Genomic DNA, 16,901 nt, shown 5'->3' with positions numbered 1-16,901 from the left:
CATTCGTCGAAAAAGCCGACGGATGTCCGTCGGCTTTTCGTTCATTTCGTGATTAGTAGCCGCAACCGCCGCTTTTGTTTTCTGCTTCCATGCCGCTACCTGTCTTACCTGCAAGAACGTCTCCGTCCGTTGCTTCGATGATTTGATCCGTAATCCCGTTCGAGATCGTCACCGTGATGTATTGGAGAAGTCCGTTGACTTCTTCTTGCGTTTCTTGGAACTGTTGGACGACAGGCATCTCATCAAGCTCAGCGAACAATTTATCGAGCTTCGCTTCGACACGTGCGAGTGCTTCTGTTTTGCCGTAATGTTGGCAGTTGACTGCCTCTTTTTGAAGGAACTTGATTTGTTTCATCATCTTTTGGACTTTTTCATTCCCATTGATGTTGGCTTCTGCCGCTTTGAATCGTTCTACTTCCGGTGTCTCTGAAATCATTTTGGCGATTTCATTGGCTTTTTCGATGATTTGTTCATCTGTATACATCCACATTCGTCCCCTCTATCGTTAGCGAACACGTCGCTTCCCTTAGCATTTCTGAACGATTCCTCGTTCTATCGCATTCATTATACCGTTCTGACGATAGAGTGACAAGAATAGTTCCTTATTCAATCGAACGCCATAATAGATAGGCAGCGTGACTGCGAACAGGAGCGAATTCCTCTGCCAGTCGCGTCGCTTCTTCTACTGTCGGTCGATATCCAAGTAATCGTTCAAAAGCCCGTAATATCCCAATGTCCGATGCCGGGAAAAGATCTGGACGACCGTACCCGAACATCAGGACGTTTTGAACCGTCCATGGTCCGACACCTTTCAGTGCAATCAATGTCTCAGCGATTTCTGCGTCGGTCGCTGACGTCAATTCCTCATAATTAATCTCTGCTGTTGCTACCCCGAGTAGATAATCGACTTTACGTCCTGATAGTTGCAGAGCGAGCAAGTCCTCGCGACGCGCTGCCGCTAGTTGGCGCGGTGTCGGCGGTAGGATGATTCCATCCTTGACCGTTCCGAATGTCCGAAAGACACGTTCCGTCAACGTATGCGCAAACGACAGATTGATTTGTTGATGGATGATCGAACGAATCAAGGCCGTGAACGGTGAATGATCAAGAACGAGCCGTTCGTCGCCGAACTGTTCGACGATCGCATGTAATGACGTCGTCTTAAGACGCTGCGCAGGATTCGGCTCACTGAGTCGAAAGCGTCGCTTGAGTTGTGCCAACACCGCTGCTTGCGGTCCTGAACCGTCAATCCGTAACGTGAAGCCGTCGATATCTTCAACCGTCGTAATATACGCCTGTTCTTCAACGAAGATTGGAACAACGAGTCGCCCATTCTGTTCGATTTGTAACGGGTCTTCCGTCAAACGAGACACGATTCCTTTAAAATCAAATGCTTCCGACAACGTTAGATCATACGTCCACCGACTCATCCGACGAACACCTTGATGGCACCGAGGATCAAACCGATGATGAATCCACACAATGCTCCGTTGACCCGGATCCATTGCAAGTCACTGCCAACCTTATCCTCGATCATGTGAATGAGTGTCTCGGTATCGAACCGATTCAAGTTCTCGCGCACGAGTCCGCCGATTTTTTGGTGATTTTGTTCGACGAAACGCACGAGTTGCTCCTTCATCCATTGATCACTGCTATCTTTGAACGTCGGATGCTGTTCCCAGTCGTCTAAAGCGCGCGAAAGCATCGGCATCGCCCGTTCCGTCCAGAAGGCATCTGACGTCAAGTAGCGTTCGAGTTCGATCAAACCAGCATCATACGCGCGTTCAATGACCGGAACGAAGTCAAACCGGTCGACCTCGCTTGCCTTCCAAGCATCGATTTTCGCTAGACGCTCTTCATCAATCGACAACTGTGCCAAGTTACGACGCAGATGATCAAGAATCGCTAAACGATTCGGGTGATGGACGTGTCGCATATCTTGAATGACCGTCAACAAGACACCTTGAATGACAAGACTGAGTTTTTCTTCTGAATAGACTTTTTGGACGGTTCGCGCCGTCACCCGCAAGAATGTATTCTTTTCTTGGTCGATCATCGCCGTATAGGCAAGGCGGCCAATCTGATCGCGAATGATCGGATCTTCGAGAAGACGTTGGCCGTAATCGAGTAACTGATCCATCAGCCACTCGTCGAGTCGACGTTCCTCATTCAACTCCATCGCCCGGACCGCCAGCCGTTTGGACGGATACGCTTTGATCGTCTCCGTCACCCGTGTATTCGCAAACTCAAGAATCGCCTCTTTCGGTAATTTCCGGATCAGACCGACCAATAGTTCGGTAACGGTCGCTCGAAAAGCAGGCAGAACGAGAATCGAACGTAAGATTTTGATGACACGGTCTGCGAGCGTCATATGTTGCAGCTTCGCGACGATACTCTCTTTATTGAGCAAGTCCGTCTCGAGCATATGAACAATCGATTCGATGACCCGTTCCCGATTTTTCGGCAATAGGTTCGTATGGGGAATCTTTAAGCCAAGCGGATGACGAAACAGCGCCGTGATCGCGAACCAGTCGGCAATCCCACCGACGAGTCCGGCTTCAAAACCACTCTGGAGCCAAAAGACCCACGCATTTTCTTTAAATGGCAATGAGACGACGAATCCGACCGCCATGAAAATCAACGAAACGGTTGCAAGCCGCCGTGTCGATGTTTTAGGTTGTTCAAATGATGACACATCGTTTCCTCCTTCAACTGAGTCACTTATCTACCTTACGAACGGGACAAGGATTAGGTTTCGACACGAAAGAGCCCCAGTCATCGACTGGGACTCCCTATGTACTTAAAACGTGTATTCACCAAAACGGTCGCCATCCCATGTCGCGGTTGCCGTTGAGACAAAATAGACCAGTCCGTTGCCGAATGTATTTTCCATTAATGAAACGAGTTGTTGACCATTTGTCTGTTCAACGAACGCTAATCGGACTTCTTCTTTCCCTTGATAAATCCGTTCGTAGACACTTAAACCGCGTGCATTGAGAAACGTACGCGCCGACTCGAATTGAATCGGACCGACTTCAGGTCGTCGTTCCTGAATGAACGACTGACATTTTTGCTCGAATGTCTCCATGGTTCTTCACTCCTTCTCTCTTTTTGTTCATGGATATCATGTTCCCGACTCTTCCTCATCATAATCCTCAAATGTGAAAAAAGCGACAGATGCGTCGCTTCTTTCATCATTTTACGACGATTTCTCACAATCTGACTCCAAACTGTCGGGCAGCATGGATCGCAGACGTCGTCGCACCGATCGTTCCAGCACCCGGAAAGATGGTATCGCCGATTGCAAAGAAATGATCGACACCTGTTCGAAACGGTGCCGCGAATAGGAGACTCGTACTCGGACGTTGCGGATATCCACCGACTCCACCATCCGGACGGAACGTATAGCGGACCCATGCACCTGGTCCACCCGGATGGCGTTCGATTGCCTGTTGCGCGAAGCCAGGAAACTGCTGTTCGAGAATGGCTTCGAAGATCGCCGACATCGTCTCGACTTGTCCGTCATAGCGTTTCCGGTTCGTCTTATCAAACGTACCAATCGGAACATGGCATGACATCGTCAGCGTCCGCTGACCAACTGGTGCACGTAATCGATCATCCGGACGGGACAGCGAGATGAAGGCATGACCTGAAGGTAAGGACGGATCATGAACTTGCCGGAATGCTTCGTCAGACAAAATGAGTGCCTCTGGAATCGCCGCATAATACGTAAAGGTCGCCCATTGCTGTAATTTTTCCTGTCGTCGGTACGTTCGTCGTAACGTTCGTCGCATATCCATGCTGACGACTTCCCGGATGCCTTCAAGCGGAACCGCACAGATGACAGCATCAGCAAGCATCAAGCGTCCTCGGCGATCCTCAATCAAAAATCCATCTGATGTCTTTCGAATCGACGTGACTTTTCGCCCAAGGAGACAGGTTGCCCCGCTCTCCTCTGCTGTCTCTTTCAATTGCTCAGCTAGTCGGTACAAGCCTCCCGGAACATAATAGGCACCTTCATGATAAATCGATAAGGCGACGGCTCCTAGTAAAGCTGAGGCCTCCTGCCCTGTCTGCATGCTGTCGAGCAAAATCCCATCGATCACTTGTGCGAATAACGTATCCGCTAGTCGATGTTTTCGTAACAAATGACCAATCGTCAGCGGAAAATACGGCAAGAGAACAACACTTTTCGCGTGACGGACTAACCGCCGGACGTCTGCTGGATCTTGAAGTGGTAATGCTGGAAGTTCTGCCATTAGCGGACGAATCATCTCGTGAATCTGCTCGATTTCAGCAAAGAAAGCCTGAATCGACGATGCCTGCCCCGGAAAATGTGACGTCAATTCGGTTAGAAACGCAGCACGATCCTGATAATAATGAATCGTCCGTCCTGCTATGCGAATCGTCATGACGACGTCGAGCGACTCGACCTGATGCGTTACTCCAAGATGATCAAGAACACGGGCGTGAATACCACCGGGCTCAAACCCCATTCCGAGTGTCGCCCCTACCGGATACGTCAGGTCCCGGCGCGTGAACTTCCCGGCTGATCCCCCCCATTCACGACTTCCTTCAAGGACGGTAACAGTATGGCCTTCTTGTGCGATCAGAGCCGCAGCCGTTAAACCTGCAATTCCTCCGCCGACGATGACGACGTGTTTCATGATGATTCCTCCTCCGTGACCCGATTTTCTTTAAATAGGAAATTGCGGATTTCGCGGAAGACCGGCTCCCGGCGATGAATCGTGAAGTGATCATATTTATACGATTTTGTCTGGATATTATCCGTGTAGTTCTCGAGTGCAAAGGAACTCTTTAACGAAATCAGATTGAAATCGCCTCCTTTGGCACCAAACGAATAGACGAGTACATCGCGCGGCCACGTCTCGAGCCGCTTATTTAAATTGTTCATCGCTGGTGAGCCCTTCGCGAGATCACGAATGGCGGGACTGTTCGTATTCGTGCCAAGCGGTGCGAGCGTCAACCCGAGTTTTGCGTAATCGGAGCCGGCGATTGGTGAGTCGAGCGTCACAACTTTTCGGACGTGATACGGCATCTCTTCTTGGACCGTATAGGCGACGACATCCACACCACCCATGCTGTGCCCGACGAGCTGGATATCGGCAAAGGTCGCTTTTTGTTTCGCATCATACGCAGCAATCGCTGCATTCAACCACTTTTGTTGATCGGCAAGGCTCGCCTCGTCGTCTGCAAAGACGATTCGGACAAGCGGGTAGCCGGTTGGCGAGGGTGTGACGCTACAAGTCGCTTTCCCAGAACGAGTCACGTCACATCGACCGCCATCATCGGCAACTTTTTTTTTCGTGAAGTTCTGAATCATTGGGACGAACGTCCGCTCTGTACCGAACAATCCATGGACGAGGAACGTCGGTACGATTTCACTCTTTCCTTGCGTAACGATCTGACGCGTTGGCGGTGGAGCACTCGATGTATCTTCCGCGAATAGCCACCATGCCCCTCCTCCGACAATCAAACAGACAAGGAGCGAAATACTGATTGTCTTCAACTGTTGCCGACGCAAACGACGGACACGGTGAAAGATCCAGTAAAGCAATAAGCCAACACCGATCAATAATACAACACCGGTGATGATCCAGCCTGTCGGATTTGGTACATAGGCAATCAACTGTAGTTGGTTTGCTTTCGTTCCGTATAATTTCCATGACACATCATGGTAATTCGACCAGTCGATCTTTTCTCCGTTTTGGAGACCAATCACTTTCGGACCGTGGAGCTTGATCTCGATATCGGCTTGGCGAATATAACGATCAGCAAGTTTCTTGACTTGACCCGTCGGTTGATACCCTTTGATGTTCAGGCGATCGATACTTAAATCGATGTTCGTATCAAGTCGATACGTATCAAACCAAAATCCGTCTGATTTTTTCATGTCGAACTTCGTATCAGGTGGAATGAGAATCCCGCCGATGCCCGTCTTCCATTCGTCTTTGATCGACGTCATGTCCTTGAAGTTCGCAAATGTCTTCTGCATCCGGATGCCTTCGTAGTCATCCTTCGTCTTGAACGTCTTTGCCGCATAGCCATTCTTTTCTGCCTGTTTGACATAACCTTTCCAATTCGGATTTAGATTCAGTAAACGCGCCACTGGATGTTCCTTTGCGGCATATGTCGTTTTTAAGGTGACGCTCTGATCGGTATGGATCGTTGCATCGTACTGGATGCGAATACACCCCCCAAGGAGTAGTGTCAGCATCAAAAATGAGAGCAGTATCCCTTTCTTCTTCATACTCATCAGGTCACATCCTTTCCTCATCTATTATTCCCTATCTCGCAAAAGTAAAAACGGTCGACTTTGATTCTTTCGTCATGACGCACTTCAGGCAGCGGATCGCTGATCCGCTGCCTGAAAGTATGCGGACCTGGTTCGTCCGTGATCGATATCAACCGATCAAGTTTAATTCACGACCGACTTTTTCGAACGCTGCAAGCGCTGTCGTCAAGTCTTCGCGTGTATGTTCCGCCGTTACGATCGTCCGAACACGTGCTTTTCCTTTTGCAACGGTCGGGAAGGCGATTCCTTGAGCAAAAACACCTTCTTGACGGAGGCGATCGGATAATTCGTGACAACGCGCCTCATCACCGACGATGACCGGTGTGATCGGTGTCGTAGACGTCCCGATATCGAATCCAAGATCCCGTAATCCTTGTTTGAAGAATTCCGTGTTTTCCCACAGACGATCAAAGAGGACCGTTTCTTCTTCCATGACACGAAGTGCTTCCCGGTTTGCTTCAACGACTGCTGGTGGATGTGATGTCGAGAATAAGAACGGACGCCCTTTATGGATCAAGTAATCTTTGACGTGTTGTTCACACGCAACGTATCCACCGAGGACTCCGATTGCTTTTGAGAGTGTACCGACCTGCAAGGCAACACGACCGTCAAGACCGAAGTGATTGACCGTACCGCGTCCTGCTTTCCCAAGAACACCTGAAGCGTGCGCATCATCGACCATGACGAGCGCGTCATAACGCTCGGCTAATTCAACGATTTCTGGAAGTGGTGCGATGTTCCCATCCATCGAGAAGACACCGTCCGTGACGACGAGGCGCGTCCGTGCGTCTTGTGTTTCTTGTAATGCCGCCTCAAGATCCGTTAAGTCAACGTGTTTATAGATCCGGCGTTTCGCTTTCGTCAGACGAATTCCGTCGATGATCGAAGCGTGGTTCAACTCATCTGAGATAACAACGTCTTCAGGACCGAGTAACGCTGATAAGACACCGAGATTCGTTGCGAATCCCGACTGGAAAACAAGTGCCGCTTCCGTATGCTTGAATGTCGCGAGTTCCCGCTCAAACGCTTGGTGCATCTCGAGCGTTCCAGCAATCGTTCGAACCGATCCTGTTCCGGCACCAAACGTCCGCGCTGCTTCCGCTGCTTGTTCAGCAAGACGCGGATGTGCTGCGAGTCCGAGGTAGTTGTTCGACGACAGTTGGATCAGTTCCTTCCCGTCAATCGTCACGCGATTGTGTTGCGCGCTCTCGAGTGCTACAAGGTTGCGGAACGTGCCCGCCTGTTTCATCTCTTCTAATTCTGTCCGTAAGTGTTCAAATCCCATTAATTCGTCCCCCTTGGTTGTAATACGACTTTCCCGCATTTCCCTTGACGCATCAATTCAAATCCTTCTTCGAACCGCTCAAGCGGCAACGTGTGTGTAATTAACGGTCGGACATCAACTTTTCCACTTGATAAGAAAGCAGAAACCTGACTCCATGTCTCATACATCTTCCGACCGGTGATGCCTTGAACCCGGACGCCTTTGAAGACAACGTGGTTCGTCAAATCGATTTCGACCGGTTTGACCGGCAGACTGAGGATGTTGACGTCTCCACCTGCTGTCACCATTTCGAATGCTTGACGAATCGCAGCCGGATGTCCACTCATCTCACAGACAACGTCGATTCCGTCGCCGTCGGTCATACGCTCGATCCGCTCTAAGACATCGTCATGACGTGAATCGATGACGACATCCGCCCCCATCGTCCGTGCGAGTTCAAGACGATATGGATTGACGTCGATCGCGACGACTTCCGCCGCACCGGCTGCTTTAGCGACTGAGACTGCCATCAAACCAATTGGACCACAACCGACGATTGCGACCGTTTTAGCGCTGACATCACTCGCAAGAACGGTATGGACAGCATTTCCCATCGGCTCTTGAATCGAAGCGATTCCCGCTGGCATATCTTCCGGGTTGACCCAGAGGTTTTCTTCCGGCATGACGACGTATTCCGCAAAACAGCCTTGTGTATCGACACCGATGATCTTCGTGTTCTTACAGATATGATATTGCCCACGAAGACACTGTTTACATTGATGACAGACGATATGCGTCTCAGCCGAGACACGGTCACCAAGTTTCAAGCGTTTCGTACCCTCCCCGAGCTCGACGACTTCGCCCGAGAACTCGTGACCGAAGACATACGGCGGATTGACACGTGACGCTGCCCACGCATCCCACTCATAGATATGCACGTCCGTCCCACAAATTGATGTTGCCTCGACTCGAATCAAGACTTCTCCACGATCCGGTACGGGTACGGGTACTTCTTTCAGTGCCGCACCGAATCCGCGCTCTTCTTTGACAAGTGCACGCATCGTTTTCGTCGTTGTCGTCTCTTCTACCGCTGTTACTAATTTCGTCATCTTTCCCCGACTCCTTCGCGGAAGCTCACGTTTATTTATATGTGGCGAACTTCCAAATGTTTAGCATCCCCAAAAAACCAAACACATCTTTCCTCTATCTTACATGAATTCTGCCGCTAGTTTACTGAATGTTTCTTCGTTTAGCTCAAGATCCGCATACGTGAGACCGGATTCTTGGTACCCATCGATTTGTGACTGGTAATCAGGACGTGTTTCATCCTGATAGATCAATCCCATGACGAGACCATCGTGTGCATGAACGGTCTGTTTCGCAAGATCCAAGTTCGACGGGTCGTATCCTTCGATATCGGACAGCTTCGTCAAGTTCTGCTTGAACCAATCGTACGTATTGACCTTGTTGAATGTGACGCATGGACTGAAGACGTTGATGAACGCAAATCCTTTATGTGCCGTCGCTTGCTCGATCAGTTGCGTCAAGCCCTTCAAATCATTCGAGAAGCTCTGGGCAACGAACGTCGCGCCAGCCGTCAAAGCAAGTTCAACCGGTGAAACACTCTTTTCAATCGATCCTTTTGGCGTCGATTTCGTCTTGAATCCAGGTGCAGAAGTAGGTGACGTCTGTCCTTTCGTCAAGCCGTAAATCTGATTGTCCATGACGATATACGTCATGTCGACATTCCGTTTGAATGCATGAATCGTATGTCCCATGCCGATCGCGAATCCATCACCGTCGCCACCAGACGCGATGACCGTCAATTCGCGGTTCGCCATCTTGACACCTTGGGCGATCGGTAAAGATCGTCCATGAACGCCGTGGAAGCCATACGTATTGATGTAACCGGAAATCCGACCAGAACAGCCAATCCCGGAAATCAATGCTAACTCTTCTGGTTCGAGCCCGACGTTTGCGACAGCACGCTGAATCGCTGCTTGAATCGAGAAGTCTCCACACCCTGGACACCAGTTTGGTTTGACATCATTTCTAAAATCCTTAAAGGTTGCCATGATATACCCCTCCTACGACCTGCTCGACGACCTCTGCCGGGTAGAACGGGTCGCCATTGAATTTCAGGATATGCTCGATCTTCGATGCATGTCCACAGTTCATCTGGATCAGCTTCGCCAGTTGTCCTGTTGCATTGTACTCGACGACGATGACTCGTTTTGCCCGCTCTAAGTGCGGCGTGACGAGTTCACTTGGGAACGGATGGACTTGACGGATATGCAAGTGATCGACCTTGATCCCTTGTGTTTCGAGTCGTGGCATGATTTCCTCAATCGTTCCACGTGTCGAGTTGAAACCAACAAATAAGATATCCGGTTCTGCATGATGCTCCGTTACAAGAACGGCATCCTGTAAGCGGAACGTATTCAGCTTGCGAAGTCGTTTCGTCATTTGATCGACCCGGTTCTTCGTCGCTTCCGACGGACGCCCTTCCTCATTGTGCTCAACACCCGTCACGTGATGAATCCCGTGCTTGACGCCTGGAATGACACGTGGGCTGATTCCATCTTCCGTCACTTCGTAGCGTTTGAAGTACGCTTTCCCTTCAAGTTCCGGTAAGTCTTCCTGAATCAACTTCCCGCGACGGATCTCAACGCGTGACATATCTGGTGGCTCAACCGATTGTTTTCCGAGCGATAGCATCAAATCCGTCAATAGAATGACAGGACATTGGTACTCTTCTGCGATGTTAAATGCTTCTGCTGCATCGTAGAACGCTTCCTCGACCGTTGATGGTGCCAAAACGACCTTTGGAATTTCACCATGTGTACTATAGATCATCGCCATCAAGTCAGATTGTTCCTGTTTCGTTGGTAGACCTGTTGACGGACCACCCCGTTGTGTATCGACGATGACGAGCGGTGTTTCCGTCATCCCGGATAATCCGATCGCTTCCGCCATTAGTGACAATCCTGGACCAGCAGACGCCGTCAAAGCACGGACACCTGCGTAGTTGGCACCAATTGCCATCGTGACCGCTGCTAGTTCGTCTTCCGTCTGGACGACCGTTCCACCGAACTGCGGTAATTTCTTGATTAAGTATTCCATGATCTCAGATGATGGTGTGATCGGGTAAGCTGCCATCAGACGCGCTCCACCAGCAATCGCGCCAAGAGCAATTGCGTCGTTTCCAATCATGAACATCCGTTGTTTTCCGTCAGCCGGTTCCAAGACGAACCGTTCGCCCTCTCCTGCAAGAGCTTCAAACGCTGCTGCTCCTTCACGAATTGCTGCTAAGTTCTTCTCGACCATATCTGGACCTTTTCGTCCGAAAATCTGTTCGACGACGGCTTGGAAACGCTCTGGTGCAATGCCGAGAATCGCACTCGATGCACCAATCGCGACCATGTTCTTCATCAAAGCCGTACCGAGATCAGCTGCGATCTCCGTAAATGGAATCGCATACAATGAGGCGCGTGCTTCGTCCGGATTCGTCGGATTGAATTTCGCATCCGCGATGATGATGGCACCTTGACGCAATTCATGGAAGTTGACGTCGATCGTCTCTTGATCGAATGCGACCAAAATATCGAGATCATCGGAAATCGTCCGGACTTCCTGTGTCGCGACACGAATCTTATTATTCGTATGTCCTCCCTTGATACGTGACGAAAAGTGACGGTAGCCATACAGGTAATAGCCGAGTCGATTCAAGGCAATCGCAAAGATTTCGCCTGTTGATTCGATCCCTTCTCCCTGCTGACCGCCAACTTTCCATGATAACTGATTATACATCGACGTTCGCTCCTTCTCTGTCCCCTGAAATGATAGTTCTCTCTATCCTTCCTCATGATACCGATTTACCGGAAGTAGTACAATGCTCCCTCGGTGGAAAGGTGAGAAAAATTCGAAGACGCAGCAAAAAGACCATCTACTCCAGTCGAGTAAATGGTCTACTTGTAAATATAGGACCTATGTCCAATTCATCATCGTGGTTCGATGATGAGTTTGATGGCGGTTCTTTCTTCTCCATCAATTAAAATGTCTGTGAAGGCTGGGATACAAATCAAATCGATGCCAGAAGGCGCCACGAACCCGCGTGCGATGGCGACGGCTTTGACAGATTGATTGAGCGCTCCCGCACCAATGGCCTGAATCTCGACGGAACCTCTCTCTCGAATGACACCCGCGAGTGCACCTGCTACCGCGTTTGGATTCGACTTAGCTGATACTTTCAGGACGTCCATGCGTGTACCTCCCCATCCAGAAATGGCAATCAGTCGAAGAATACTGACTGATCCGTCAGATGAATCCGTTCAATCTTCGTTGCTTTTTTTGTTGTGTCATCGATATGAATCAAGACTCCATTAAGTTGTTCCCGTCCTTCGGCAACTTCAAACCGCGTTGGGAGCTGTGTCTTAAATTTTCGTAGGACATCTTCCTGCCGCATCCCGAGCACACCGTTCAACGGACCTGTCATCCCGACATCCGTGATATAAGCCGTTCCTCCGTCAAGAACACGCTCATCTGCTGTCTGGACGTGTGTATGTGTGCCAACGACAGCTTGTACACGACCATCGAGGTGATAACCCATCGCGATTTTTTCACTCGTTGCTTCCGCATGGACATCAACGAAGATCGCATCGACTTTTCCTTCGACTTCCGCAATCAGTTCATCAACGGTACGGAACGGGTCACCGAGAGGTGGTAAGAAGACCGTTCCTTGGACGTTGATGACGGCAATCTTTTTATTGCCTGCCTTAACGATCATCATCCCACGACCTGGTGTGCCTTCCGGATAGTTCGCAGGACGGATGATCCGGTCCGCGTCGTCAATCCAGTCAAAGATGTCACGGTTATCAAACGTATGGTTCCCCATCGTGATGCCGTGGAATCCGAGTTCGAGGAATTGATGATAAATCGACTTCGTGATGCCGCGTCCGTGTGCTGCATTTTCACCGTTGACAAGCATGACGTTCGGATTGTATTTCGCTTTCAAGCGTGCTGTAAATTGTTGCAGGATATGTCGACCGGGTGCACCGACGACGTCTCCGACGAATAAAATCTTCATTGCTGTTCCTCCGTTCATTAAAAAAAGTGGCGGTCGCCCGCCACTCCACTTATTTCGCGTATTCGACTGCTCGTGTTTCCCGAATGACCGTGACTTTGATGTGTCCCGGATAATCGAGTTCTTCTTCGATTTTTTTCCGGATGTCACTCGCCATCTTGTGAGCCAGTACATCATCGACGACGTCAGGTCGAACGATGATGCGGACTTCACGACCCGCTTGGATCGCAAATGATTTTTCGACACCGTCGAACGATTCCGAGATTTCCTCGAGGCGTTCGAGACGGCGGATATAACTTTCGAGTGTCTCTTGACGTGCACCTGGACGAGCAGCAGATAATGCATCCGCAGCTGCAACCAAGACAGAAATGACAGATGTCGCTTCCGTATCTCCGTGGTGTGATGCGATCGCGTTGATGACGGTTGGATGCTCTTTGTACTTCGTACCGAGCTCGACACCAATCTCAACGTGACTGCCTTCGACTTCGTGGTCGATCGCTTTCCCGATATCATGCAGAAGACCTGCACGCTTCGCAAGCGTGACATCTTCTCCAAGTTCAGCTGCCATCATACCTGCAAGGTGGGCAACCTCAAGTGAGTGATACAGGACGTTCTGTCCGTAACTCGTACGGTACTTCAAGCGACCGAGAATTTTGACAAGGTCCGGATGAATGCCGTGGATTCCGACATCATACGTCGCTTCTTCCCCGATTTCTCGAATCCGCTCGTCGACTTCACGACGGGATTTGTCGACCATCTCTTCAATACGAGCCGGGTGAATCCGACCATCCTGAACCAATTTCTCGAGCGCCATTTTAGCGACTTCGCGACGAATTGGGTCAAAACCAGACAAAATGACGGCTTCCGGCGTATCATCGATGATCAAGTCGATCCCAGTCAAGGTCTCGAGCGTACGGATGTTGCGGCCTTCCCGTCCGATGATGCGACCTTTCATCTCATCGTTCGGCAAGTTGACGACCGATACAGTCGTCTCTGCGATATGTTCAGCGGCGAACCGTTGAATCGCAAGTGACAAGATGTTACGTGCTTTCTTGTCGGCTTCTTCTTTTGCTTTTTGTTCGATTTCTTTTTGAAGAATGGCTGCGTCGTGTAAAGCAGCCTGTTTCGTCTCATCCATGATGATTGTTCTTGCCTCGTCTTGCGATAAATTCGCGACGCGGACAAGCTCTTGACGTCCCTGTTCATACAGGTCCTCTACTTTGCGCTCTAGTTCTTCAGCTTGATGCTTCCGTTTCGCGATCTCTGCATCACGTGTATTGATTTGATCTTCCTTACGGTCGATAGCGTCAACACGGCGATCGAGTGTCTCTTCTTTCTGGAGCAACCGGGCTTCTTGTTTCGCTAGCTCTTGGCGACGTTCACGCAATTCTTTTTCCACTTCGTTACGAAGTTTGAATGCTTCATCTTTCGCTTCGAGTACGGCTTCTTTTTTCGTTGCCTCAGCCGATTCACGCGCACGTTCAACGATTTTATTCGCTTCCGTTTCTGCGCCTTGAATTTTCGCTTCTGCAATCGATTTCCGCAAGAAGTAGCCTACGATGAATGCGATCAGCAAAGTGAGGAGAAGTATGACAATCCAAGTCAGTGTACTCATGGGTTCACCTCCCCTTTGCAAGGTGTTTCTTAGTTCATTTCGGTATTTCATCGAAGCTGTCTAAAAAACGTACATCTATATTGTAAGGATAGCACTCGTTCATTGTCAACGAACGGACGGGAAAGAATTCCACTGTTTTCCTCTTTTACACTAAAAAAGAGAGGATTCGTATGCGAATCCTCTCTGAAACGGTTTATTCAGCAAATAGATCTTCTGGTTGTTCTGCTTCGAAATCAACCGGCTCTTCGCGATCGACGAGACCGTGATGTTCACGAATCAAACGTTCGACCTCTGCTGCGACTTCCGGATGCTCGACCATGTATTGCTTCGCGTTCTCACGCCCTTGACCAAGACGCTCTGAGTTGTACGAATACCATGCACCACTCTTTTGAACGATATCCAGATCCGTTCCGATGTCGATCAACTCACCGACCTTCGAAATACCGAGACCGTACATGATATCAACTTCTGCTTGTTTAAACGGAGGAGCAATTTTGTTTTTGACAACCTTGATCTTCGTTTTGTTACCGACGACGTCCGTACCGTTTTTCAACGCTTCCGCACGACGCACTTCTAAACGAACAGACGAGTAGAATTTGAGTGCTCGACCACCTGGAGTCGTTTCCGGGTTACCAAACATAACACCGATTTTTTCACGGATTTGGTTGATGAAGATGACGATCGTTTTCGATTTATTCGTTGCACCAGACAACTTACGAAGCGCTTGGCTCATCAAACGCGCTTGAAGACCGACGTGTGAGTCACCCATCTCGCCTTCAATCTCTGCTTTTGGTACGAGTGCCGCAACAGAGTCGACGACAAGAATATCGACCGCACCAGAACGAACGAGTGCTTCCGCAATTTCAAGTGCCTGCTCCCCAGTATCCGGTTGTGACAAGAGGAGCTCATCGATGTTGACACCGAGTTTATTTGCGTATGCTGGATCAAGCGCGTGCTCTGCATCGATGAATGCTGCTTGTCCACCTTGTTTTTGAACTTCTGCGATTGCATGAAGCGCTACCGTCGTTTTACCTGACGATTCAGGTCCGTATACTTCGATGACCCGTCCACGTGGGTATCCACCTGCACCTAGGGCAATATCTAATGTAATCGATCCAGAAGAGATCACTGATACCTTCTGATCCGCATTTTCTCCGAGTTTCATGATGGAACCTTTACCGAACTGTTTCTCTATCTGGCGTAACGCCATCTCAAGTGCTGCTTTACGATCACTCACGTAGCAGGCCTCCTTTTAATTATCTTACTGAGATTATTGTACTTCTTTTGAGACCGAATGACAAGCATTTTACGAACATTTATTCGCATACTTGCACTTTGACCAATTTTCTCACTCGGATGCTTTTTCGAGATGTTTCAGTAGAAGGAAATAGGTATCCTTGACGGCGCGCAGTCGAATCATTCCCCGGTCGAACGATGGATATTGCCATTCGACGATGCGTGTTCCATGTGCGTCCGCAACAGCACAATAGACGGTTCCGACCACTTTTCCGCTGTTGCTTGTCGGACCTGCTTCCCCTGTCAAAGCGACGGCGATATCGGATTGATACAGTTCGCGTACCCCTTCAGCCATCGCGATTGCGACTTCTTTACTGACAGCAGTATGCTCTCGTAACAAAACTTCCGGTACCGATAATACGCCTCGCTTCGCTGCATCATCATACACGACGGCGCTCCCACGCAACACTTGACTCGCACCGCTGACATCAACGAGTCCACTTGCGACAGCTCCTCCCGTCAGTGATTCGGCGAGTGACAGTGTCAATCCTGCTTCTTGATACCGTTTCAGTACGACTTCCGGCAGGCTTGTCTCGCCATATCCATAAAAGTACATGCCCACTTCAGCCAGTACGTGTTGTTCCAGTTCATCGAGCATACGGTCGGCTTCCTGTTGATCGAGTGCTTTAGCAGTCAGACGCAACCGTACTTCAGCGAGTTCCGCATAAGGGGCGACCGATGGATTGGTTGCTTCTTTGATTAACGTTTCCAGGCGATCGTTTAGAGCCGATTCTCCGATTCCGAAGAAACGTAGTGTTCGGGAACGGATTGTCTCTTGACCGAACAAATGACTGAAGTGATCTTTGAGGATTTGCTTCATCTCACGTGGAACACCGGGTAAAACGATATATTGGTGGTGCTCCGTCTGCACCGACATACCGGGAGCAAGACCCGCATCATTGCGTAAAACCGTCGCGCCAGCGATGACTAATGCTTGTTTCCGTTCATTGTTCGTCATCTCCCGTTGACGTGTCTTCAAGAATCCTTCGATTCTTTCGTACGCTGCTTGATCGAGAACGAGATCGCGCCCAAGCAGGTCAGCGAGCACCTCTTTCGTCAAGTCATCCTCGGTCGGTCCAAGCCCCCCTGTGATGACAAGGAGATCCGCCCGCTGTTGCGCCTGACGGAACGTTTCCTGCATCCGCTCGCGGTTGTCACCGACGACTGTATGATAATGAACGTCAATTCCTGCACTGGCTAGCCATTCGGAAAGGTACTGTGCATTCGTGTTGGCGATTTCTCCAAGGAGAAGCTCACTTCCGACTGCGATGATTTCTGCTTTCATGTTGATTCCTCACCTTCTTGAAGTATAAGAAAAGACTGTTCG

At 49.8% G+C, this 16,901-nt stretch carries 15 protein-coding genes; all 15 read right to left on the bottom strand.

Annotated features, from left to right (window positions below):
- Window positions 1-52 precede the first annotated feature (52 nt).
- The 15 genes from VJ374_RS05460 to VJ374_RS05390 all read right to left on the bottom strand — a co-directional run bounded on the left by VJ374_RS05460 (window position 53) and on the right by VJ374_RS05390 (window position 16,859).
- Window positions 53-490, bottom strand: coding sequence for a YlbF/YmcA family competence regulator (locus tag VJ374_RS05460; RefSeq protein WP_023467714.1), 438 nt, complete (start codon window positions 488-490; stop codon window positions 53-55).
- Window positions 491-602: 112 nt separating this feature from the next.
- The gene (locus VJ374_RS05455) at window positions 603-1,430 is read right to left on the bottom strand and encodes a DNA-3-methyladenine glycosylase family protein (protein ID WP_290786298.1); all 828 of its coding nucleotides are present in this window, start codon (window positions 1,428-1,430) and stop codon (window positions 603-605) included.
- Complete coding sequence (locus tag VJ374_RS05450) at window positions 1,427-2,695, bottom strand: DUF445 domain-containing protein (RefSeq protein ID WP_329470443.1); 1,269 nt, start codon at window positions 2,693-2,695, stop codon at window positions 1,427-1,429. Before VJ374_RS05450 ends, VJ374_RS05455 begins: the two co-directional genes overlap by 4 nt.
- Before the next feature lie 105 nt (window positions 2,696-2,800).
- Window positions 2,801-3,088, bottom strand: a complete 288-nt coding sequence (locus tag VJ374_RS05445; RefSeq protein WP_029341204.1) for a hypothetical protein — start codon at window positions 3,086-3,088, stop codon at window positions 2,801-2,803.
- Between the two features lie 124 nt (window positions 3,089-3,212).
- Window positions 3,213-4,667 (bottom strand): phytoene desaturase family protein, encoded by a 1,455-nt coding sequence (locus VJ374_RS05440; protein WP_329470441.1) that lies wholly within the window; start codon window positions 4,665-4,667, stop codon window positions 3,213-3,215.
- Entirely contained in the window at window positions 4,664-6,280 is a 1,617-nt protein-coding gene (locus VJ374_RS05435) for an alpha/beta hydrolase (RefSeq protein WP_442899606.1), read from the bottom strand. Before VJ374_RS05435 ends, VJ374_RS05440 begins: the two co-directional genes overlap by 4 nt.
- Window positions 6,281-6,425: 145 nt before the next feature.
- Window positions 6,426-7,601, bottom strand: coding sequence for a glycine C-acetyltransferase (locus VJ374_RS05430; RefSeq protein ID WP_290749183.1), 1,176 nt, complete (start codon window positions 7,599-7,601; stop codon window positions 6,426-6,428).
- The gene (tdh, locus tag VJ374_RS05425; protein WP_035408847.1) at window positions 7,601-8,689 is read right to left on the bottom strand and encodes an L-threonine 3-dehydrogenase; all 1,089 of its coding nucleotides are present in this window, start codon (window positions 8,687-8,689) and stop codon (window positions 7,601-7,603) included. The genes VJ374_RS05430 and tdh overlap by 1 nt, the downstream gene beginning before the upstream one ends.
- A gap of 99 nt (window positions 8,690-8,788) precedes the next feature.
- The gene (locus VJ374_RS05420) at window positions 8,789-9,655 is read right to left on the bottom strand and encodes a 2-oxoacid:ferredoxin oxidoreductase subunit beta (protein WP_329470437.1); all 867 of its coding nucleotides are present in this window, start codon (window positions 9,653-9,655) and stop codon (window positions 8,789-8,791) included.
- A complete protein-coding gene (locus VJ374_RS05415) occupies window positions 9,642-11,390 on the bottom strand; it encodes a 2-oxoacid:acceptor oxidoreductase subunit alpha (RefSeq protein ID WP_056060443.1) in 1,749 nt (582 codons plus the stop codon). Before VJ374_RS05415 ends, VJ374_RS05420 begins: the two co-directional genes overlap by 14 nt.
- A gap of 191 nt (window positions 11,391-11,581) precedes the next feature.
- Window positions 11,582-11,842, bottom strand: coding sequence for a stage V sporulation protein S (locus VJ374_RS05410; RefSeq protein ID WP_023467705.1), 261 nt, complete (start codon window positions 11,840-11,842; stop codon window positions 11,582-11,584).
- A 29-nt stretch (window positions 11,843-11,871) separates the two neighbouring features.
- On the bottom strand, window positions 11,872-12,666 hold the full coding sequence (locus VJ374_RS05405; protein WP_035408850.1) for a TIGR00282 family metallophosphoesterase: 795 nt from the start codon (window positions 12,664-12,666) through the stop codon (window positions 11,872-11,874).
- Window positions 12,667-12,715: 49 nt separating this feature from the next.
- Window positions 12,716-14,278 (bottom strand): ribonuclease Y, encoded by a 1,563-nt coding sequence (rny, locus tag VJ374_RS05400; RefSeq protein ID WP_023467703.1) that lies wholly within the window; start codon window positions 14,276-14,278, stop codon window positions 12,716-12,718.
- Between the two features lie 193 nt (window positions 14,279-14,471).
- The gene (gene recA, locus VJ374_RS05395; protein ID WP_023467702.1) at window positions 14,472-15,515 is read right to left on the bottom strand and encodes a recombinase RecA; all 1,044 of its coding nucleotides are present in this window, start codon (window positions 15,513-15,515) and stop codon (window positions 14,472-14,474) included.
- Between the two features lie 111 nt (window positions 15,516-15,626).
- Window positions 15,627-16,859, bottom strand: coding sequence for a competence/damage-inducible protein A (locus VJ374_RS05390; RefSeq protein WP_329470432.1), 1,233 nt, complete (start codon window positions 16,857-16,859; stop codon window positions 15,627-15,629).
- Window positions 16,860-16,901 lie beyond the last annotated feature (42 nt).

Source organism: Exiguobacterium sp. 9-2, from assembly GCF_036287235.1.
In the GTDB taxonomy this organism is placed as follows: domain Bacteria; phylum Bacillota; class Bacilli; order Exiguobacteriales; family Exiguobacteriaceae; genus Exiguobacterium_A.
This window is presented reverse-complemented; position numbering and strand designations above follow the sequence as displayed.